General features: G+C 66.0%; 17 protein-coding genes. 11 read left to right on the forward strand and 6 right to left on the reverse strand.

Features of this window, described 5'->3' with window-relative positions; genetic code table 11:
• The first annotated feature begins 236 nt into the window (after positions 1-236).
• Positions 237-3707: a PAS domain S-box protein gene (locus BRAS3809_RS14975; RefSeq protein WP_008962959.1), complete on the forward strand. Its 3471-nt coding sequence runs from the start codon at positions 237-239 to the stop codon at positions 3705-3707.
• On the opposite strand, the gene BRAS3809_RS14980 is transcribed toward BRAS3809_RS14975, so the two are convergent.
• A complete protein-coding gene (locus BRAS3809_RS14980) occupies positions 3692-4906 on the reverse strand; it encodes an NnrS family protein (RefSeq protein ID WP_008962960.1) in 1215 nt (404 codons plus the stop codon). The two genes, BRAS3809_RS14975 and BRAS3809_RS14980, sit on opposite strands and share 16 nt — an antisense overlap.
• A 163-nt stretch (positions 4907-5069) precedes the next feature.
• Here BRAS3809_RS14980 and BRAS3809_RS14985 point away from each other — a divergent pair, with 163 nt between their 5' ends.
• Complete coding sequence (locus tag BRAS3809_RS14985) at positions 5070-5786, forward strand: Crp/Fnr family transcriptional regulator (protein WP_008962961.1); 717 nt, start codon at positions 5070-5072, stop codon at positions 5784-5786.
• Here BRAS3809_RS14985 and BRAS3809_RS14990 read toward each other — a convergent pair whose 3' ends face one another.
• Complete coding sequence (locus tag BRAS3809_RS14990) at positions 5787-5978, reverse strand: DUF1858 domain-containing protein (protein ID WP_008962962.1); 192 nt, start codon at positions 5976-5978, stop codon at positions 5787-5789.
• 84 nt (positions 5979-6062) lie between these two features.
• Complete coding sequence (gene hemN / locus BRAS3809_RS14995) at positions 6063-7415, reverse strand: oxygen-independent coproporphyrinogen III oxidase (RefSeq protein WP_008962963.1); 1353 nt, start codon at positions 7413-7415, stop codon at positions 6063-6065.
• A gap of 198 nt (positions 7416-7613) precedes the next feature.
• Between hemN and BRAS3809_RS15000 the strand changes: the two genes are divergently transcribed.
• The 4 genes from BRAS3809_RS15000 (at position 7614) to BRAS3809_RS15015 (ending at position 12088) form a co-directional block, all read left to right on the forward strand.
• Complete coding sequence (locus tag BRAS3809_RS15000; RefSeq protein ID WP_008962964.1) at positions 7614-7823, forward strand: hypothetical protein; 210 nt, start codon at positions 7614-7616, stop codon at positions 7821-7823.
• Between the two features lie 352 nt (positions 7824-8175).
• Positions 8176-9270: a copper-containing nitrite reductase gene (gene nirK / locus BRAS3809_RS15005; protein ID WP_008962965.1), complete on the forward strand. Its 1095-nt coding sequence runs from the start codon at positions 8176-8178 to the stop codon at positions 9268-9270.
• A 50-nt stretch (positions 9271-9320) separates the two neighbouring features.
• On the forward strand, positions 9321-10202 hold the full coding sequence (locus tag BRAS3809_RS15010) for an SUMF1/EgtB/PvdO family nonheme iron enzyme (protein ID WP_008962966.1): 882 nt from the start codon (positions 9321-9323) through the stop codon (positions 10200-10202).
• 167 nt (positions 10203-10369) lie between these two features.
• Positions 10370-12088: a hypothetical protein gene (locus BRAS3809_RS15015; RefSeq protein ID WP_008962967.1), complete on the forward strand. Its 1719-nt coding sequence runs from the start codon at positions 10370-10372 to the stop codon at positions 12086-12088.
• 4 nt (positions 12089-12092) lie between these two features.
• Here the strand turns inward: BRAS3809_RS15015 and BRAS3809_RS15020 are convergent, their stop codons facing one another.
• Positions 12093-12743, reverse strand: a complete 651-nt coding sequence (locus BRAS3809_RS15020; protein WP_008962968.1) for a CoA transferase subunit B — start codon at positions 12741-12743, stop codon at positions 12093-12095.
• The gene (locus BRAS3809_RS15025; RefSeq protein WP_008962969.1) at positions 12743-13471 is read right to left on the reverse strand and encodes a CoA transferase subunit A; all 729 of its coding nucleotides are present in this window, start codon (positions 13469-13471) and stop codon (positions 12743-12745) included. The genes BRAS3809_RS15020 and BRAS3809_RS15025 overlap by 1 nt, the downstream gene beginning before the upstream one ends.
• Positions 13472-13781: 310 nt before the next feature.
• On the opposite strand from BRAS3809_RS15025, the gene BRAS3809_RS15030 reads away from it, so the two are divergent.
• From BRAS3809_RS15030 to BRAS3809_RS15050, 5 genes are all read left to right on the forward strand, one after another.
• Complete coding sequence (locus tag BRAS3809_RS15030; RefSeq protein ID WP_035656339.1) at positions 13782-15719, forward strand: AsmA family protein; 1938 nt, start codon at positions 13782-13784, stop codon at positions 15717-15719.
• Between the two features lie 143 nt (positions 15720-15862).
• Entirely contained in the window at positions 15863-17245 is a 1383-nt protein-coding gene (locus BRAS3809_RS15035; protein ID WP_008962971.1) for an ABC transporter substrate-binding protein, read from the forward strand.
• Positions 17246-17370: 125 nt separating this feature from the next.
• Positions 17371-18246 carry a carbohydrate ABC transporter permease gene (locus BRAS3809_RS15040; protein ID WP_008962972.1) on the forward strand — a complete coding sequence of 292 codons (876 nt, stop codon included), beginning with the start codon at positions 17371-17373 and terminating at the stop codon, positions 18244-18246.
• Positions 18243-19094: a carbohydrate ABC transporter permease gene (locus BRAS3809_RS15045; RefSeq protein WP_008962973.1), complete on the forward strand. Its 852-nt coding sequence runs from the start codon at positions 18243-18245 to the stop codon at positions 19092-19094. Before BRAS3809_RS15040 ends, BRAS3809_RS15045 begins: the two co-directional genes overlap by 4 nt.
• A 7-nt stretch (positions 19095-19101) precedes the next feature.
• The gene (locus BRAS3809_RS15050) at positions 19102-20091 is read left to right on the forward strand and encodes an alpha/beta hydrolase family protein (RefSeq protein ID WP_008962974.1); all 990 of its coding nucleotides are present in this window, start codon (positions 19102-19104) and stop codon (positions 20089-20091) included.
• A 91-nt stretch (positions 20092-20182) separates the two neighbouring features.
• Here the strand turns inward: BRAS3809_RS15050 and BRAS3809_RS15055 are convergent, their stop codons facing one another.
• Positions 20183-20995 carry an ABC transporter permease gene (locus tag BRAS3809_RS15055; RefSeq protein WP_008962975.1) on the reverse strand — a complete coding sequence of 271 codons (813 nt, stop codon included), beginning with the start codon at positions 20993-20995 and terminating at the stop codon, positions 20183-20185.
• Between the last annotated feature and the right edge of the window lie 238 nt (positions 20996-21233).

A 21233-nucleotide genomic window follows, 5' to 3' on the forward strand; every position in this document is an offset into this window, starting at 1 on the left:
CCTCACGCCCACCATCGTGCCCGCCGGATCCGTAATTGCAACATCCAACCCGGGCTTCCCTCCGCGGTTCTGAGCGCTCCGGGCGGTGAGGAACACATTAAGGTTATCCAAGCTTTAGCAGGACCGGAGCACAGCCCGACCGTGGACCTCTGCCCTCAAAACGCGCGATAGTAACGAATTCTTAACGCTACCAGCTCCGGTCGCCATCAACGTCAAAGAGCCCTGCGCCACTGCCCATGAACCGCGCCGATCTCGAATTGCAGGCCCTCAGCGATCCCCGGCTCGCCATCCATGCCGCGGGCGCGCTGCCGGCGTGGCTCTGGGCGGCAGACGGCAGCCGGGTGCTGTGGGCCAATGCGGCCGGGGCGCGCGCACTTGGTGCCACCAATGTGCCGGCGCTGCTCGCCAAGACGTTCGGACCAGCCGATTCGCATCGGCGCCAGGTCGCTCAATTGGGACGACAACTGCCCGAGACCGGGGCGACGCGCCTTGAGCGTCTGCGCGGCTTCGGCGCGCCGCTCGGCACACTCGCCACCTGCGGCTGCGCCCGGATCGACCTGCCCGATGGCACGCGCGGCCTGCTGATCACCAGCGCCGACAGCGGTGGGCGCAGCTTGCCGTTTCCGGAGCGCCTGAGGCGCCTCGTGGAGGGAAGCGAGCTCGCGCTGGTCGCATTCACCGAGCATGGGCAGTTCGCCGGGATCAGCACCACCGGACGACAGCTGTTCGGCATGCGCGACCTCAGCGATCCGGATGTCGCCGCGGCCCGCCAGGCGGCGCTCCTGGACGGCCTCGCCGAAGTGACGCTCGGCACCGAGCGCGCGATGCTCCACCGCGTCGGCAGCGGCAGCCAGGTCGGACTCGTGGCCGTGCCGTTGCCGGCCCCGCGCGATGAGTTGGAGGCACCGAGCCCGGCGCCTCCCCCCAATGCAGAGCCCGCTGAAGATGCCTCGGCGGCATCACCGATTGCGGTGGAGACCCTCCACGCCGATGCGGCCGCGGCTCCGCCTGCCCCTTCGATGGATGACATGACTGAACGCGAAACGGACTACGAAGCCCCGGCGCTGTCGAATGAAGCGCCCGCCGAGTTCCTGCTGATCGACGATCCCGCCGAAGCCGACCTCTTCGAGCCGCTTGGCCAAGTCTCACAGCGGATGGCCGACCAACAACATCCGTCCGACGCTGCGCCCATCCAGCCCTCGTCCGGAGAAACCAAGGCCGGTGAAGCGCCCGTGCCGCCGCAGCCGAGCGCGCCGGAGCACGCGGCCGAGACGGCCGCGACCGAGTCATCGGCGGGCGGCCGCCGCCATCCGCTGCGCTTTTCATGGCAGATCGATGCCGAAGGCCGGTTCTCGCTCGGGTCCGATGAGTTCGCGCGCCTGATCGGCCCCCACGGCGCCGCGCAGCTCGGCCGGCCATGGCCGGACATCGCGACCTTGCTCGGGCTCGATCCCGATGCGCGGGTCAGCGCAGCGATCGCGACGCGGGAGACCTGGAGCAACATCGTCGTCAGCTGGCCGGCCGACGGCGGCGAGCGGCTTGCCGTGGAACTCTCCGGACTGCCGGTCTTCACCGCAGACAAGACCTATGCCGGCTATCGCGGCTTCGGCGTCTGCCGTGACCTCGACGCGCTGAACCGGCTCGAAGCTCGTTCGCCGATCGATGCGGACGCGGCCGAGCCTCTGGAAGCTGACGACACCGATGTTGGCCCACCCGATTTCGTCGCTTCGCATCCCGCTCAATCCGACCTGGCGCCGGCCCCGGATGCGCCGCTGCAGCATGACATGATCCACACCGCGCCGCGCGACGCTTCCATTGCGAGCAACGAGCCCCACATCGATGGTGCCGGGCTCGAGACGGTCGGAAACGTCGTTCCGTTCCGGGCTCCCGGCGAGAGCAAGCTTCCGGCGCTGACACCGGTGGAGAACAATGCGTTTCATGAACTTGCGCGCCAGCTGTCGGCTCGGCTCGAGGGTGAGATCCGCAGCCCGGCGGCGGAGCATGGCGGCCCGTCGCCCGAACCGGCTGCCCGCGTGAGCGACCCGTTCGGCCCGCAGCATCAGGACCCGTCGGCCGTTGCCGACATCGCGGGTGCGGATGGCACCGCGCTTCAGACCGATTGGCTGGCGCCCGAGGTCCCGCCCGCCCAGGGCGACAGCCAGCGCGACCGTATCCTGCTCGACCTGCTGCCGACCGGGATGTTGATCTACCGGCTCGATCGTCTGCTCTATGCCAATCCCGCCTTCTTCAGGCAGATGGGCTATGCGGATCTTCCGACGCTGGAGCAGGCGGGCGGCCTCGACGCGCTGTATGTCGAGCCCGGTGTCTCCTCCGGGAGCAGCAAGGCCGACGCCGGCACGCCGGTGACGATTTCCGCAGCCGACGGCTCCAGCAGCGAGGAGATCAAGGCCGAGGCGCGCCTGTTCACGATCACCTGGGATGGCGACACCGCGCATGCGCTGATCTTCGCGCCGGGGCCAGGTCCTTCAGCGGTTGTCACGCCCGCCGCCGAGGCCGCACCGACACCTGCTCCAGCCTCGTCTGCACCGCCCGCGCTCGTCGCGGCCCAAGCTCCGGTGGCCGGCCATGCCGAAGCCGAGGATCTGGCAGCCATCCTCGACGTCACCGCGGAAGGCATCCTGATGTTCGATGCCGGCGGCAACATCCACGCCTGCAACCGCAGCGCCGAGACGTTATTCGGTTACGATGGCGCCGAGCTGGCTCGCCGCAATCTCATCGAGCTGTTCGCTCCGGAGAGCGCAAGGCTGGTCCTGGACTATCTCGATGGCGTACAGCAGGGCACATCCGGCGGACTCGATCAGAGCCGCGAGGTGCTCGGCAAGGTGGCACAGGGCGGCGCCATTCCGCTCTCGATCTCGATCGGCCGCACCAGGGCCGACGGTCCGAATTTCTTCGCCGTGTTCCGCGATCTGTCGCAGCTCCGCCGTGGCGAGAGCGAGCTGCTGCAGGCGCGCCGCGTCGCCGACCGCGCGGCCAATGCCAAGGCCGACATGCTGGCGCGCATCAGCCACGAGGTTCGCGCGCCGCTGAATGCGATCATCGGCTTCGCGGAAGTGATGATCGGCGAGCGCTTCGGCACGATCGGCAACGCGCGCTATGCCGAATACATGAAGGACATCCGCGCCTCCGGCGAACGCGTGGTGTCGCTGATCGACGATCTGCTGGAGCTGTCACGCATCGAGACCGGAAAGCTCGAGCTGGCGTTTACGTCGCAGAATCTGAACGAGCTGGTCGAGAGCTGCGTGGCGGCGATGCAGCCGCAGGCCAACCGGGCCCGCATCATCATCCGCACCTCGCTGTCGCAGGCGCTCCCGCCGGTCATCGCCGATACCAGGGCGCTGCGCCAGATCGCCATGAACCTGATCTCGGCCTCGATCTCGCTCGCCAATGCCGGCGGTCAGGTGATCGTCTCGACGGCGATGTCGGATTTCGGCGAGGTGGTGCTACGCGTGCGCGACACCGGTCACGGGCTGAACGATCAGGCGGTTGCCGCGGCGCTCGAACCGTTCCGCGCGACGGCCGCGTCCGAGCTCGGCTCCGATGGATCGGGTCTCAGCCTGTCGCTGACCAAGGCGCTGGTCGAGGCCAATCGCGCCCAGTTTCACATAAAGGCGGCGCCGAAATCCGGAACGCTGATGGAGGTCGTGTTCTCCAGGGCGGTCGCGCGCAATCAGAGCACGGGCTGAGCCGATCCGGCCGATGATCTGATCGCAAGCGCACGCAGCCTGAGGCCGAGCAGCAGCGGACCGAATGCCAGCACGAAGCCTGCGAAGGCGATGATCCAGGAGAAGGCCGCGACGTGCAGCAGCACGGCGGCATGGTCCGGCACCAGCACGGCGCAGACGCGCGTGAGCGCTGCAACGATGATGCCGAGGTAGATCGCCTGGGTCGCCACAGAGGCCGTCAATGCCTGGCCGGTGTGGCCGAGCGTGGCCCGCGTCATCACCGCGAGCGTCATGATGCCGGCGGCACCGACCATCCAGGCATGCAGCCCGGCGCTCGGCAGCACCCATCCGAGGCTCGCCGCCGCCGTGATCAGGAAGCCCAGAGGCACGAAGGCGTAGCCGACATGCAGGATCGCCAGCAGCCTTTCACGCAAGGTCCGATCGCCTGCCCAGCGCGCGAGCCTGACCGCATGCAGCAGGCCGGCGACCGCCAGCGTCGCCGCGGTGACGATGCCGTCGGGAACCACGATCCAGGCCAGCAGACTCAGCGCACTGATGAGCACGACAGCCATGTCGAAGCGGCCGAATGGTGCCGGCAGCCGGCCGGGATTGTGCTTCACCAGCCAGTTGCGTGTGAAGCTCGGCGTGATGCGGCCGCCGATCAAGGCGAGCAGGAGCACGATCACGGCAACGCCCACGCGGATCGCGACGTCAGCCGAGCCGCGCAGATGCGCCTCGAGATGAAATGCGATGTTTCCGGCGCACAGTACGCCGACGATCGCGACGACCGGCAGATTGCGCCAGTTGCGGCCCGCGACGATCTCGCGCGCGGCAGCGAGGACCACCAGCAGCAGAAAGCCCGCATCGATCAGCAAGGTGACCCACCACGGGCCGAACGCAGCGGTCGTCACCGCCGTCCGTCCGGCGAGCCAGACGATCACCAGCGTCAGCAGCGGCAGGCCGCGGATCGGCAGCCGTCCGGTCCAGTTCGGGATCGCCGTGAACAGGAAGCCGGTGACGATGGCCGGCAGATAGCCGTAGAGCATCTCGTGCACGTGCCAGTCGCGCGGCGCGAAGGCCGAGCTCAGCTTCAGTTCACCGTAGTAAACCGGCAGCCAGACCAGGATGGCCAGCGCGGCCTGGACCGCGCCGAGCAGGAAGAACGGCCGGAACCCGTTGGCGAGGACGGTCAAGCCCTGATAGTTGCGTGGAATGGCCATGTGCATGCTCGCTCGATGCTCTGTGGAACCGCGCCGATGACGCCGCATGCCAGATGTAGTTGCGCCTCGGTCGCAGCGGGTTGCGCCAGCACAAACTTCCGGCCGATCGCAAAAACGTGCTAAGGGGCGAGACAAATGTCGCCGGGCCCGGCTGGAGAACATCATGGCTTCCATCGACCGCTCGCTGGTCGCTCATCTGCCGCTGTTCGCGGGACTCTCCCCGGAGGATCTCACCGAGGTGCTGCGCGAGGCGCGCTCCATGCGGGTGCCCCGCAATGGCGCGGTATTCGAGCAGGGCGCAGACGCGACATCATTCTTCCTGCTGCTGCACGGCCATGTGCGCGCCAGCAAGACGACGCCGACCGGCGACCAGATCGTCGTTCGCTACGTCGTGCCCGGCGATACGTTCGGCGTCGCGCCCGCCATCGGCCTGCAGCATTATCCTGCGACGGCCACAGCCGTCGACGACAGCATCGTGCTGGCCTGGCCGTCCGCCGCCTGGCCGCGACTGGTCGCGCGGTTCCCGTCCTTGGCTGCCAACACGCTGCAGACGGTCGGCCAGCGGCTGCAGGAGACGCATTCGCGCGTCATCGAGATGTCGACGCAGCAGGTCGAGCAGCGCATCGCGCATGCCTTGCTGCGGCTCGCCAATCAGGCCGGGCGCAAGCTCGATCACGGCGTGCAGATCGACTTTCCGATCAGCCGCCAGGACATCGCGCAGATGACCGGCACCACGCTGCACACGGTGAGCCGCATCCTGTCCGGCTGGGAGCAGCTCGGCCTGGTCGAGAGCGGCCGTCAGAAGATCGTGCTGCGCGAGCCGCACAAGATCGTGCTGCTGGCCGAGCAGTCTCCCGACGCCGCCGCGTCGCGCTCCTGATCACGTGCAGGCGCACAGCGCCGAGAGAAAGACATCGGGGTCGACGCCGTGCTCGCGGCAGGCATCCGCGACGTTGTGAAAACAGGCGATGGGGCAGCCGACGCAGCGCATCTGAAAGGCGAGAAAGACTCGGATCGTCTCCGGCCTGCGCCGCATGACGTCGTCGACCAGTTCATCAAAGGAGATGGGCATGCGGGCCTCCATTCGAACCCGAATGGTAGCAGCGCTGCCGCCCCGCCTCTTTGTCGCGGCACAAGCACCGCGACATGCAGCGAGCTACACGGCCCGGCTGTGCAGCTGCTTCGATGCGTCGAGATGCGCGTCGAACGCGGCCGCCACGCTGCGCACCAGGAACCGGGAATGCTCGGTCACCGCGAGCGCTGTGCCGTTGAGCTCGACCACGCCATCCGTAATCAGGGACTGCAGCCGCGGCGCCGAGCGGAGCATCGCATCGGTTTCCATGCCATGACGAGCGCAAATGACGTCGAGATCGACGCCGTAATCGCACATGATGCGCTCGATGATGTCGGCGCGCAGGCGGTCGTCGTCGGTCAGGCCGTAGCCCTTCACGGTGGCGAGATGGCCGGCGGCAATCTTCTCCTCATAGGCGCGCACCTGGGGCGCGTTCTGGACGTAGCCTTGCGGCAGCTGTCCGATGGCCGAGGCGCCAAAGCCGAGCAGCAGGTCGTTGGCATCGGTCGTATAGCCCTGGAAATTGCGATGCAGCCGCCCCTCGCGGAACGCGACGGTCATGGGGTCGGTCGGCAGCGCGAAATGGTCGAGGCCGATCTGGACATAGCCGGCCTCCTTCAGCGCGTCGGCGATCACGCAGGCCTGGTCGTAACGCTCCAGGCTGTCCGGCAGCGCGTCGTCGCGGATCTTGCGCTGATGCGTCTTGAACGACGGCACATGCGCGTAGCCGAACACGGAGAGCCGGTCCGGGCGCAGGTCGATGGCGCGCCGGACGGTGTCGAGACAGGACGCCACGTTCTGATGCGGCAGGCCGTAGATCAGGTCGAAATTGATCCCGGCAACGCCGGCCGCACGCAATCCATGGGTGGCCGCGGCGGTCTGCTCGAAGCTCTGCACCCGGTTGATGGCCTGCTGCACGCGCGGATCGAAGCTCTGCACCCCGAGGCTCGCGCGATTGACGCCGCTGAGCGCGAGCGCGCGGATCATGGCCGGCGTGAGCGTGCGTGGATCGATCTCGATGGCGACCTCTGCCGACGGCAGCACGGAGAACGAATGTCGCAGCGATCCGACCAGATCGACAAAGGAGTCCGGCGCCATGATGGTCGGCGTGCCGCCGCCGAAATGTATGTGGCCGACCGGCAGCCGCCGGCCGATTTGCCGCGACACCATGTCGATCTCGCAGCGCAACGCCGATTCATAGACCGCGACCGGCTCGTCGCGCTTGGCGACCATGGTGTTGCAGCCGCAATACCAGCACATCGACCGGCAGAACGGGACATGCAGGTAAAACGATGCCGTCGCGTTCGTCGGGATCGCGCGCAGCCACTCCGCGTAAACGGACGGACCGACAGCCGGCGAAAAGTGAGGGGCCGTGGGATAGCTGGTGTAGCGCGGGAGGCGCTCCTGCCCGTAGCATGCGGCGAGATCTGGTCTCATGTCCTGCCTGTCAGCCTGAGTTTGGACGTGTCTGACACGAAGCAAAGGACGCGGCCTTGAGCTTCCTCAAGGCTGGCCGACGAATGCCCCGTCGCCGCCAGTAAAAACCCGGCTTTCGCCAGCTACATTGCGCTTCGTCAAAGTGGCCGCCCGATTCCGCTATGATCATCGGACCGCTCACGATTCGAGGGACCCGCAATGGAAGCTCTGGACCTGCTCATTCGCCTGTTTGCTGTCCTCACCAATGTCCGCGGCCACATTCCTCAATCGGACGGATTCGAATCCTTTCGCGACGATTCCACCCCGGCGAGCCTGCTCGGCAACATCGCCCTGTTCATGACCACGCTGTTCTGCATCGCAGCAGCCTTGGCCTTCGTCGTCCTGCTGGCGGTGCGCTGGCTGACCTGACGGACGCATCCGGCGATCCTCCCGGGCGCCTGTCCTCATCCCACCCAATTCCCCGATGTCGCTGGCCAACACAGCGACGGGTCTGAGCGCGCGGATTGATGCCGCGCGCGATCTTTAGGATCGGCCACCGACGTTCTGTCGTGTCGCGGACGACCTCCCCCTCCATTGCAACTGATTAGCACGCGGTCACGCCCGGCTGCCGCAGACGGCGCCGAGCGCATGGTCAGACCAGGGCGTTTGATCAGTCCTATTTCGCAAACGCCAAATTGCTTGTTGCAGCACAAACAAGCCCGGTTCCAACGGGCGCATGCTGCTTTGCGGCACACCAACAGATCCAACGAAGGAGCGATCCATGTTGACCCGCCGCACCGCCCTATTCAGTGCAGCCATCGCCGCGATGATGCTTGCGACACCCGCTGTTGCCGAGGACCTCAAGCTGCCGCGCCAGAGGGTCGATCTCGTCCCCCCGCCATTCGTGCATGCGCATGAGCAGGCGACCAAGCAGGGCCCGAAGATCATGGAGTTCAAGCTCGTCGTCCAGGAAAAGAAGATGGTCATCGACGAGAAGGGCACCACCTTCCAGGCGATGACATTCAACGGCTCGATGCCTGGCCCGCTGATGGTCGTGCACGAGGGCGACTATGTCGAGGTGACGCTGGTGAACCCGGCGACCAACACCATGCCGCACAACATCGACTTCCATTCGGCCACCGGCGCGCTCGGCGGCGGCGCGCTGACACTCATCAACCCCGGCGAGCAGGTCGTGCTGCGCTGGAAGGCGACCCGGACCGGCGTCTTCGTCTATCATTGCGCCCCGGGCGGCCCGATGATTCCCTGGCACGTCGTCTCGGGTATGAACGGTGCCGTGATGGTGCTGCCGCGCGACGGTCTCAATGACGGCCACGGCCATGCGCTGCGCTACGACCGCATCTACTACATCGGCGAGCAGGACCTCTACGTTCCGCGCGACGAGAAGGGCAACTTCAAGTCCTACGACTCGCCGGGCGAAGCCTATAGCGACACCGAGGAGGTCATGCGCAAGCTGACGCCGACCCATGTCGTGTTCAACGGCAAGGTCGGCGCGCTCACTGGAAAGAATGCGCTCACGGCCAATGTCGGCGAGAACGTCCTGATCGTGCATTCGCAGGCCAACCGCGACAGCCGCCCGCATCTGATCGGCGGCCATGGCGACTATGTCTGGGAGACCGGCAAGTTCTCGAATGCGCCGGAGACCGGGCTCGAGACCTGGTTCATCCGTGGCGGGTCGGCCGGAGCCGCGCTCTACAAGTTCCTGCAGCCCGGCATCTACGCCTATGTCACGCACAACCTGATCGAGGCGGCGGATCTCGGCGCCACCGCGCATTTCAAGGTCGAAGGCAAGTGGAACGATGACCTGATGATGCAGGTGAAGGCGCCGGCCGACATTCCGACCGGCTCGACCAACTGATCAGATCGGGGGCCGGTGCGACCGGCCCCCACTTTCCCCGATGTGCTGCCATGCTTCTCGCCTTCAAGCTCAAGATCGCTCTCGCCTGCGTCGTCGGCATCGCCGGCCCTACGGCCATCGCGCCGATCGTCGCCAGGCTCCAAGTGCCGGCAACCGACATCGCCGAACCGGCGCTCGTCGAGATCGCGCCGGCAACGATCGACTACCGCGAATCGGGTGACTATGTTCGCGACGGCCGCCAGGCCGAGGCGCCGATCAGCGTCATCCGCTTCGATCGCCCGCTGACGATCATGACCCATCAGGTCAGCGCCGCCGACTACCAGGCCTGCGTCGAAGCCCGCGCCTGCCGCGCCATGGAGCGTGACGCGTCCACCGCCATCGACCGTCCGGCCGTCCAGGTGAGTTGGCTCGATGCCATCGCCTATGCCGAATGGCTCTCGCTCAGGACCGGTCAGCGCTATCGGCTGCCGACCGACGCCGAGTGGGCGCATGCGGCCGGCAGCCGCTTCAAGGACGACGGCATCCCAGTCGATGATGCCGATCCCGCGCGTCGATGGATCGCCCGCTACGAACGCGAGTCCGCCCTTCCCGACGATCCGACCCCGCGCAGCTTCGGCAGCTTCGGCAGGAATGAGCACGGCGTCGCCGATCTGGCCGGCAATGTCTGGGAATGGACCTCGACCTGCTTCACCCGCAAGGTGCAGGATCAGACCGGACGCATCGTCAAGACCGTCAGCAATTGCGGTGTCCGCCTCGCCGAAGGCGCGCATCGGGCCTATGTGACCGACTTCATCCGCGATGCGCGCGCCGGCGGCTGCGCCTCCGGCAGGCCTCCAGCCAATCTCGGCTTCCGACTGATCCGCGAGCCGCCCACATGGAGCCGCAGCATCGCGCAACGGCTGAGCGGCCTGATCCGCGCCATCCGCATCTGAGCACGAACGTTCCACCTCCGGCGCTCCAGGGACCGCACCGCGTGCGCGGTGCCCTGGCACTGGCACAAATACCAGTCACGCTCTATCAACTTTTGGTTGCGATACTTGATCTACAAACGTTAGACAATAGTCGTTGAGAGACGCGGTAAGCGGACCAGGAGGCGAGTGTGGTTTCTCGACATCCGCCGGTCTTCTTCACGTCCGACCTCCATGGCTATGGGATCGGCAATACCAGCTGGTTCGATGACAACTCGCCCCGCGCGCTGGCCGGGCGCTGTCTGGTCGACGCGCTGGAATATCTGCGGACGTCACCGAAATTCGCGGCCAGGGACTGGCACGTCGTCAATGCGACCGCGGTGCGCGTCGTCCACCAATGTCTCGCCGATCCGGCGGTGGCGCGCCATGACTTGCTCGATCGCATGGCGCCGGCCATCGAAGAGGTCTGCACGCGGATCGTTGCCAGCCGTCAATATCGCATCCCGTTTTACGGCGAGGATTTCTGGGACTGGGCCAGCGTCGTCGACGCCTTCTGCGAGGTGCAGACGCTCTCACCAACCGCGGAGCGCGTTGCCCGACGCGAACTGGACCAGTTTCGCAGGACCGTTCACATCCGGATGCCGAGCGGGCTGTCGGTCGGCGAGCCCGACCAGGAATGGTTTGGCCCGGCGATCGCGACACGGGCTCACCGCCTGCTGGATACGCGCATGTCGGGCTTCGACCCGGATCTGCGGCACGAGTTGCAGTCCCAGGCCTTGGAACGGATCGATCGCGGCAGATATCGCGGGCGCCAGGTGATGCCGTGGCAGGTCAGTTGGCACTACGGTCAGGTGGTCGGTGAATTTCAAAGGGCGGCGAGCGAACAGGCCGCCGAGCTGGCTGATTTCGCATGGCTCGCCGTCCCGCTCGAACCGGGCAAACGTGCGCTTGTCCTCGCGCGCATCCTGCAGGGCGCAGCCGCCGTCAAGGACCGGCGAACGGTGCTGCAGACGCTCGAAGAGCTCTACCGCTGCGAGACGCCGGGGCGGCCGCTCGGCCAGGGCGTGATCGGCGCCAGCATCGAGGCCTCGCTGGACGTGCTCGAGGCGCTCTGGCCGCAGCTCGACGATCGCGACAAGGCCAGCATCAGCGCCATGCTCGAGGCGCTGCGCTTCCTCCACGCCAAGGCCCATACGATTGGATTCGTCGTCGAGACGGCTGAGGATATCGAGGGCCTGATCCAGGCAATGGGTCCGGGCACGCTGATCGAGCAGCGCAATGCGGCGCGCGCCATCATCCGGCATTCCTGCTTTCATGCCGTGATCTGCCTCGGCCGGTCCATGACCGAGGTGGCAAGCGCGACGTCGGTGGCGATCGACGAGCATGGCGCACGCTGGATCATCATGCCGGGGCGCGCCCAGCCGCTCGGCACCATTCTTCCGCAAGCCGGCCACGGCGCCCGTTTCGTCGGCGCCGGCCCCGGCCAGCTCGTCATCGCCGCCGCCCTGGCCCCATTCCGCATCGAGATCAGATTGCGGGATGCGCTGAGCATTGCCGAGCTCCCCTCTCCCAACGACGGGGGAATGATCATCCCCGCCGATCCGGAGCTCTGCCGCCTCGCCCACGAGTCGGCCGCCACCATGCGCGATGAGATCGGCGTGTTCTTTGAAGGCGTCACGGTCACGCGCGAGGACGGCGGCACTGAGGCCGACATCTCGGCGGCGTTTCCCGGCGCCCTCGCCGCCGACCGGACCGCCTATGTGACAGGGATGATCTGCCTCAACCGCAGCGTGCCCTGTCTCGTCATTCAAAGCCTGAGTGGGATGACGTCGCCGGCCGCCCCGACGAGCCACAACACGGCATGCCGCCTTGCGGTCAAGGTCGCCGAGCTGCTGTGCCGGCGCTGGTAGCGGCTCAGCTGTTCTTCAGGGCGACCCGGAACTCGGCCTCGGTCTTGGCCTTGACCTCGTCGAGCGTGACGCCGTCGGCGAGCTCGATCAGCGCCATGCCGTCATTGCCGTGCTTGTCGATCGTGAACACCGCGAGATCGGTGACCACCATGTCGACCACGCGCTCGCCGGTGAGCGGCAGGGTGCACTGCTTGAGCAGCTTCGGCCCGTCCTTGGCGCTGTGCTCCATGACGACGACCACGCGCTTGACGCCGGCGACGAGATCCATCGCGCCGCCCATGCCCTTGACCATCTTGCCGGGGATCATCCAGTTGGCGAGGTCGCCGTTCTGGGCGACCTGCATGGCGCCGAGGATCGACAGGTCGATGTGGCCGCCGCGGACCATCGCGAACGAATCGGCCGACGAGAAATAGCTGGTGATCGGCAGCTCGGTGACGGTCTGCTTGCCGGCGTTGATGAGGTCGGGATCCTCCTCGCCCTCATAGGGGAACGGACCCATGCCGAGCATGCCGTTCTCGCTCTGCAGCGCGACATCGACGCCGGGCGGGATGTAGTTCGAGACCAGCGTCGGAATGCCGATGCCGAGGTTGACGTAGTAGCCGTCCCGCAATTCCTTGGCGGCGCGCGCCGCCATCTGCTCTCGCGTCCAGGCCATCAGACTTCCTCCCCGGCTGCAGCGGCCGGCTCACGTTTGCGGACCGTGCGCTGCTCGATGCGCTTGAGCGCGGTTCCAACCTGGATGATGCGCTTCACGAAGATCCCCGGCGTATGGATGTGGTCGGGATCGATCTGGCCTGCCGGCAGCAGGTGCTCGACCTCCGCCACCGTGACCTTGGCCGCCGTGGCCATCATCGGATTGAAGTTGCGCGCGGTCTTCCGGTAAACGAGGTTGCCGGCGGTGTCGCCCTTCCAGGCATGCACGATCGCGATGTCGGCGAACAGGCCGCGCTCCATCAGATATTTCTCGCCGTCGAACTCGCGCACTTCCTTGCCTTCGGCGACCAGCGTGCCGACGCCGGTCTTGGTGAAGAAGGCCGGGATGCCGGCGCCGCCGGCGCGGATGCGCTCGGCGAGCGTGCCCTGCGGGCAGAATTCGAGCTCCAGCTCGCCGGCCAGATATTGCTGTGCGAACAGCTTATTCTCGCCGACATAGGACGAGATCATCTTCTTGATCTGCCGCGTCTCCAGCAACCGGCTGAGGCCGATACCGTCGACACCGGCATTGTTGGAGATGACGGTGAGGTCCTTCACCCCGGACTCGCGGATGGCATCGGACAGCGTTTCTGCGATGCCGCACAGGCCGAACCCGCCGGACATGATGGTCATGCCATCCTTGAGGAGGCCAGCAAGGGCGGATTTGGCGTCCGAATAGACCTTGTTCATACGGAAATGACCTGATGGAAAGCGACGACCGCGCGGAGATCTGTTGGAGTATTAGGCGAAATCTTCGCAATGCGTCAATGATGGCTTCCCAACGCGCAGCCGGTGCTTTAGCTGTCGCACCGGCTCGCCGCTCCGGAATTGTCCGGAGCTCCGGACGAGCGGCGCCAGCCGCAATCCCGCCACACCGGCGGCGCGGCCTTGAAAGCGTCAAGAAAACGCATCAAGTTGTTGATGTTGGCAAGGGTTTTCGGCGCGCCCTGCCCATCCTCAGGAACCAGCGATCCGACGACCCCAGGACATGTCTGTGACCATGGCCCAAGGAATGAGGCGCCTCGGCACACCGATCGCGGTGCTGCTCGGGATTGCTTTCGTGGGCCTGCTCGCAAGCTCGTGGCTGGTCAATCGCGAAGCCCTGCGGAGCGCCGTCGAGGCCCAGATTCGCGCGGTGACCGGACTGGAGCTCGTCGTCAAGGGAAACATCGACGTCTCCTTGTTCCCCGGCAGCTACGTCTCGTTCCACGACGTCGGCTTCAAGGGCAGCACCACGGATGATCCGGCGCTGCGCGTCGACGTGCTGACCGCCAATCTGCAGTTGCTGCCGCTGCTGCTGCAGCGCTTCGAGATCGCCGACGTCATGATGCTGCGGCCGCAGATCAACGTCACCCGCGAGGCGGACGGCAACAGCAACTGGACGCCCTTCATCGACACCATCGCGCGCACCATGCGTCCGGGTCCGGACAGCCAGATGTCGTTCTCGGAGATCCGCATCCAGGATGGCGTCCTGGTCTACGAGGACTCCAGCCACCATGCCTCCGAGCGGCTCGACGACATCGACCTGTCGCTCGCCTGGCCGTCGATCTCGCGCTCCTTCGCCGCGACCGGGCAATTCGACTGGCGCGGCCAGCGCATCGAGGGCTCGATCAGCGTCAGCGACTTCCTGGCGGCCCTGTCCGGCGACCGCTCCGGTCTGAAGATGCGCCTCGCCAGTGCGCCGCTGAAAGTGGCGTTCGACGGCACGGTCGCCAATCGCACCAGCGCGCTGATGGAAGGCACCCTGACGGTCGACAGCCCCTCGCTGCGCGACGCGCTGCGCTGGACCGGTCAGACCCCGCTCGGCGGCGGCGGCTTCGGGCGCTTCGCCCTGCGCGCGCGCGCCAACGTGGTCGGCGCCTCGGTCGCGCTCACCAACGTCAATGTCGAGCTCGACGGCAACACGGCCGAGGGCGTGATGACCTACGTCAACAACGGGCGCCAGGCGCTGCAGGCGACGCTGGCGGCCGATGCGCTCGATTTCACGCCGTATATCTCGACGTTCCGGCTGCTCGCCAACGGCGCGCGCGACTGGAACCGCCAGCTGTTCGACCTGAAGGCGCTGTCGACCACCGACCTCGATATGCGGCTATCGGCCGCAAAGGTCACGGTGGGCTCGTCGAAGCTGGGACGGACGGCGTTCGGCGCGAATCTGCGCAACGGCGTGCTCGCGCTCTCGGTCGGCGAAGCGCAGATGTATGGCGGCGTGGTGCGCGGCTCCTTCGGCATTGCGCGGGCGGATACCGTGGCCGACGTGAAGGCCGAGTTGCAGTTCACGGACGTCGACCTGCAGGCCTGCGCCAACGAGATGTTCGGCGTCTCCTCCTTGTCGGGCCGCGGCAACCTCAACGTCTCGCTGACGGCCTCCGGCTCGAGCCCGTTCGGGCTGGCGCAATCGCTCGACGGCAGCGCCAATCTGCAGGGCCGCGACGGCGCGATCTCCGGCTTCAACGTCGAGCAGTTGCTGAAGCGGCTCGAGCGCAGCCCGCTGTCGCGCGGCGGCAATTTCCGCACGGGATCGACGCCCTATGATTCGCTGACGATCGCCGTGAAATTCGCCGACGGCGTCGCGACCGCGGAGGACATCCGCGTCGAGAGCCCGACCGCGCGGATCACGATGACCGGCACGGCGTCGGTGCCGAGCCGCGAATACGACTTCAAGGGCGTCGCGAGCCTGCTGGCAGCAGGCAATGGCGGCAGCGGCTTCGAGCTGCCCTTCGTTGTCCAGGGGCCGTGGGAAGATCCGTTGATCTTCCCGGATCCGGAAAGCCTGATCCGCCGCGCGCCCGCTGCAGCGCCCCTGCTCGACGCGCTCAAGGACCGCAAGGTGCGCTCGATGCTCGAGCGGTTCACCGGCGGTGGATTGCGTCCGGCGCAGCAGGACAATGCCCCGCAGGCCGATGCTCCCGGAAGCGACGGTCCCACAAAACAGAACTGATCAGCGCGACCGCGTGAAGCGCGGTCGCGTCGGAGCCGCGGCCACGACCTATGTCTGATATATTACTTCTGGATCGCATCTGATCCCTGGGCTAGTGTCCGCCCCAACCGATCAAGCAAGATCGGCGGATCAGGGAGAGACACGTGAAATCCAGAGGAATGGGTGCGATTTCAATCGCAGTCGCAGCCGCCGGGCTTTTTTGCGCTGCAGCACCAGCCGTCGCTCAGGACACCATCACGATCTGGTGGAGCAAGGGCTTCTACAAGTCCGAGGACGATGCGCTGCTCAACGTCGTCAAGAAGTTCGAGGCCAAGACCGGCATCAAGGTCGAGCTGTCGCAATATGCGATCCAGGACATGATCCCGAAGACGGTCGCCGCGCTCGATTCCGGCACCGTGCCGGATGTCGCCTATGCCGACACCTACGACGTGCAGGCGCAGGGCAAGTGGGCGTATGAAGGCAAGCTCGAGGACCTCACCGACATCCTGGAGCCGATGAAGTCGGCGTTCGCCCCGAACACGATCGAGACCGCCTATCTGTACAACAACGTCACCAAGAAGAAGGCCTATTACGGCTTCCCGCTGAAGCAGCAGAGCATGCACGTCCAGATCTGGGGCGACATGCTGGAGAAGGCGGGCTTCAAGCAGAGCGACATCCCCACCAAGTGGGAAGACTATTGGACGTTCTGGTGCGACAAGGTGCAGCCGGGTATCCGCAAGGCGACCGGCCAGCGCATCTACGGCGTGGGACAGCCGATGGGCGTGGAATCGACCGACTCGTTCCAGTCGTTCTACACGTTCATGGACGCCTACAACGTCAAGCTGGTCGATGACGACGGCAAGCTCCTGGTCGACGATCCCAAGGTGCGCGAAGGCCTGATCAAGGCCCTGAAGGACTACACCGACACCTACATCAAGGGCTGCACCCCGCCGTCCTCGACGACCTGGAAGGACCCGGACAACAACGTCGCCTTCCACAACAAGACGATCGTGATGACGCACAATTTCACGATCTCGATCGCGGCCAAGTGGTTCGAGGATTCGACCAACCAGGCGCTGACGCCCGAGCAGCGCGCCGCCGGCAAGAAGGCCTATGAGGAGGACATCATCACCGCGTCCTTCCCGAACAAGCCGGACGGCACGCCGATCAAGTACCGCTCGGACGTGAAGACCGGCCTGATCTTCGCCAATGCGCCGCACAAGGCGCAGGCCAAGGAGTTCATCAAGTTCCTGATGCAGGAAGAGAACCTCGGCCCGTACGTCGAGGGCGCGCTGGGCCGCTGGTTCCCGGTGACGACAGCCGGCCAGAAGAGCCCGTTCTGGCAGGCCGACCGCCATCGCAAGGCCGTCTACACCCAGTTCACCGGCGGCACCTCGCCGTTCGACTTTACCAAGAACTACAAGTTCACGATCCTCAACAACGAGAACGTCTGGGCGAAGGCGATGAACCGCGTGGTCAGCGAGAAGGTCCCGGTCGAGAAGGCCGTGGACGAGCTGATCGCCCGCATCAAGGAGGTCGCGGGCTAGTCTCTCGCCTTGCGATGCACTAGCCTGACGTCCTCGCAACACCCAAACCTGCCGGCCGCAGCCCCTGCGGCCGGTTCGTTATCGACGGGAACAGACGACCAAGAGAGACACGCAAGAGAGACACCATGGCGATCACGCTCTCAGCTTCCGATCCCGCACTCGCGGAGGCACCACGGCCGGCGCGGCTGACCCCGCCCCAGGTCTGGGGCATCGTCATGCTCGCGCCGTACCTGCTCGTCTTCCTCGCTTTCGTCGTCTATCCCGTCGGCTACGGCCTGTGGCTGGCGCGCGACCCGGCGAGCTATGTCGCGCTGTTCAACGATCCGATCTTCGCGCGGGCCGCCGTCAACACGCTGATCTTCCTGCTCATCGGCATCAATCTGAAGATGCTGATCGCGCTGTTCTTGTCGGGCTTCTTCGTGCAGCAGCGCGGCTGGATCAAATGGCTGTCCGTCATCTTCATCCTGCCCTGGGCAGTGCCGTCGATCCCGACCATCCTGTCGGTCCGCTTCATGCTCAACCCCGAATGGGGCGTGGTGAACCAGCTGATCTTCAAGTTCACCGGCGAGGACGGCCCGAACTGGCTGAACAACCCGAGCGTTGCTCTGGGCATGGCGATCGGCATGCATATCTGGAAGTCGCTGCCGTTCTGGACGCTGATCCTGATGACCGGTCGTCTCGCGATCTCGCAGGACCTGTTCGAGGCCGCCGAGGTCGACGGCGCGACCTGGATGCAGAAGTTCCGCTACATCACCTGGCCGTCGATGCAGACGCTGTACATCACCTGCACGCTGCTCTCGATGATCTGGACGCTCGGCGACTTCAACAGCGTCTATCTCTTGACCGGCGGCGGACCGGCCGACCTCACCCACGTGCTGTCGACGCTCGGCATCCGCTATCTCCGGCTCGACCAGCTCAGCCTCGCGATGGCTTCGATCGTCTGCGCGATGCCGCTGGTGCTCCCCCTGGTCTATTTCATGATGAAGCGGTTGTCGCGATGAAGCTCCCCACCCTGCGCGAGGTCGGCACCGAGGCCCGGCTGCTGCTGATCGGCATCCCCGTCTTCATCTGGACGATGATTCCGATCTACCACATGTTCCTGTTCGCGATCTCGCCCAAGGAGGACGCGTTCTCGGGCAAGCTGTGGCCGGACCATCCGACCTTGCACAATTTCTCGATCGTGTTCCACCAGCAGCATTACTTCCTGCGCGACTTCTGGATTCAGTTCGGCAACTCCGTGATCATCGCGGCGGCGGTCGGAGCGCTGACGCTGATCATCGCGACCTGCGCCGCCTACGCCATCTCGCGCCTGCGCGTTCCGGGCAGCCGCGTCGTGATGAATCTCGCGCTGTTCACCTATTTCATTCCGGCCGCGTTCCTCGCGGTGCCGATGTATCGCACCATGGGCAAGTATGGCCTGCTCAACAACGATTGGTCGCTGATCCTGGCGATGGTGACGATCGCCTCACCTTACGCGATCTGGGTGCTGAAGCAGGCCTCCGACAAGCTCCCGGTCGAACTCGACGAGGCCGCCGTGATGGACGGCGCGAGCCCGCTGCAGATCTTCCGCCTCGTCTATGTGCCGCTGATGATGCCGTCGCTGGTCGCGATCGGCACCTACGCGGTGCTGCTCGCCTGGAACGAATATCTCTACGCCTTCCTGCTGCTGTCGAACGACAAGGCGATCACGCTGCCGGTGGCGCTCGGCAACTTCCTCGCCGCCGACGATTCGCCCTGGGAACTGCTGATGACCACCGGCTTCATCTACGCGCTGCCGCCGGCCGCGGTCTATTATGCCTTCAAGCGCTACATGGTCGGCGGACTGACCGCGGGCGCCGTGAAGTCGTGACGGCGTGATGCGCGTCGGATTTCGGCAAGGCCGGTTCGAGGACGCCTCGCGGACGAACTGGGATGGCGACGGCCCGCGGCCGGTCGACTGGTTCGCCTGGTATCCCGCCGCGGACGACGCGGTCGAAGCCGGGCTTTCGATCGCTCCCTGGCCCGAAGGATGGTTCAAGGCTGGCCCTGCCGCCTTGAATGCTCCGCTCGCCGCGAACGGGCCGTATCCGCTGGTGGTCTACTCGCACGGCACCGGCTGCAACGGGCTGCAATTCGAATGGCTGGCGCGTGCTCTGGCCGCGCGCGGCTTCGTCGCTGTGGCCGTCAATCATCACGGCAACAGCAATGCCGAACCGTACCGCGCCGAGGGCTTCCTGTGCTCATGGGAGCGGCCGCGTGATGTGTCGTTGCTGATCGACCACCTTCTGGCTCATCCCGACATCGCAGGCCGCATCGATCCGGATCGCATCTTCGCGGTCGGCTATTCGCTTGGCGGCGTCACGGCGACCTCGCTGCTCGGCGCGGTCATGATCCGCTCGCCGTTTGAACCCGGCGCCAATCTCGGCCGGGGTCCGCGCGAGTTTCCCGACCTCGTAGATCATCTGCCGCGTTTGATGGAGGAGAGCCAGATCTTCCGCGACTCCTGGGCGCGCATGTCGGCGTCCTACTACGATCCTCGAATCAAGGCGGCGCTGCTGCTCGCGCCGGGCCGTTCGGTGCAGGGCTTCTCCGCGGAGAGCGTCGCCGCGATCAACGTTCCCACCCGCATCATGGTCGGCGGCGCGGATGCGCTGCTGCCGGCTTCGCGCTGGCTGCAGGAGCGCCTGGCGAGCAGCGCGTTCGACATTGTTGCCGCCGACGCCGGCCACTATGTCTTCTTGCCCGAGAGCACCGAGCTCGGCCGCAGCTCCGATCCGGCCTGCTGCGTCGATCCGCCGTCAGTCGATCGCGGCGCAGTCCATCGCACCGTCGTCGCCGCCGCGTTGCAGCTGTTCACTGTTGAGTGACGCCGCCACGACATCCTCCGTCATTGCGAGCAAAGCAACCAGAGTGCTTGCTCGGCCCTGGATTGCTTCGCTGCGCTCGCAATGACGGCCGTTACAGCGGGGCCGCGCTCTCGCCGCGGTCGCTCGACAGTTTCGACGCCAGCGACGCGATCACGATCACCACCGCGATCAGCCCGATCACCAGCGTGCAGATCGCGTTGATCTCCGGTTTCACGCCGAGCCGCACCTCGGAATAGATCCGGATCGGCAGGGTCGCCGAGCCCGGTCCCGTGGTGAAGCTCGCAATCACGAGATCGTCGAGCGACAGCGTGAACGCCAGCAACCAGCCGGCGACCACCGCCGGCGCGATCAGCGGCAGGGTGACCATCACAAACGCGCGCAGCGGATCGCAACCAAGGTCCATCGCGGCCTCCTCAAGGCTGCGATCGAGCGAGACCAGGCGGGACTGCACGACCACGGCGACGAAGCACATCGTCAGCGTGGTGTGGGCGATCGTCACGGTCCAGAAGCCGCGCTCGGCGTCCAGCGCGACGAACAGCAGGAGCAGCGACAGGCCGGTGATCACCTCGGGCATGACGAGCGGCGCATAGAGCATGCCGGAAAACAGCATGCGGCCGCGAAAACCCTGGCCGCGGGACAGCGCCACGGCGGCGAGCGTGCCGAGCACGGTTGCCACCGTCGCCGACGTCGCGCCGACGCGCAGGCTCATCCAGGCGGCGTCGATCATGGCGCGGTCGTTGAAGAACTCGTGGTACCAGCGCATCGACCAGCCGCCCCACACCGTCACCAGCCGCGAGGCGTTGAACGAGTAGATCACCAGGATCAGGATCGGCAGATACAGGAAGGCCAGCCCGAGCGAGAGCGAGGCGACGTTGAAACGGGAGAGGCGGGAGGGCTTAGGCATGAGCGGCGAACTCCTGCGAAGCAGACCTCAGCTTGAAGTAAGACTCTAAGCAGCCTCGGCTTTGGACGCCCCTCCCTTCCAGGGCTATCGCCTTTGACGATCGTAATTTTGTTTCCGTCTCTCTCCGCGTCGTCACGGCCGGGCGTGACGGAGGAACTAATCGGCAGGATGGTTCGGCAGGACAGCTCCGCATCTCCATATGTGACAGCCCTGCCCTGCAGGGGCGGGTGAGCGGCGG

This window comes from Bradyrhizobium sp. STM 3809 (genome assembly GCF_000239795.1).
Taxonomy (GTDB): Bacteria; Pseudomonadota; Alphaproteobacteria; order Rhizobiales; family Xanthobacteraceae; genus Bradyrhizobium.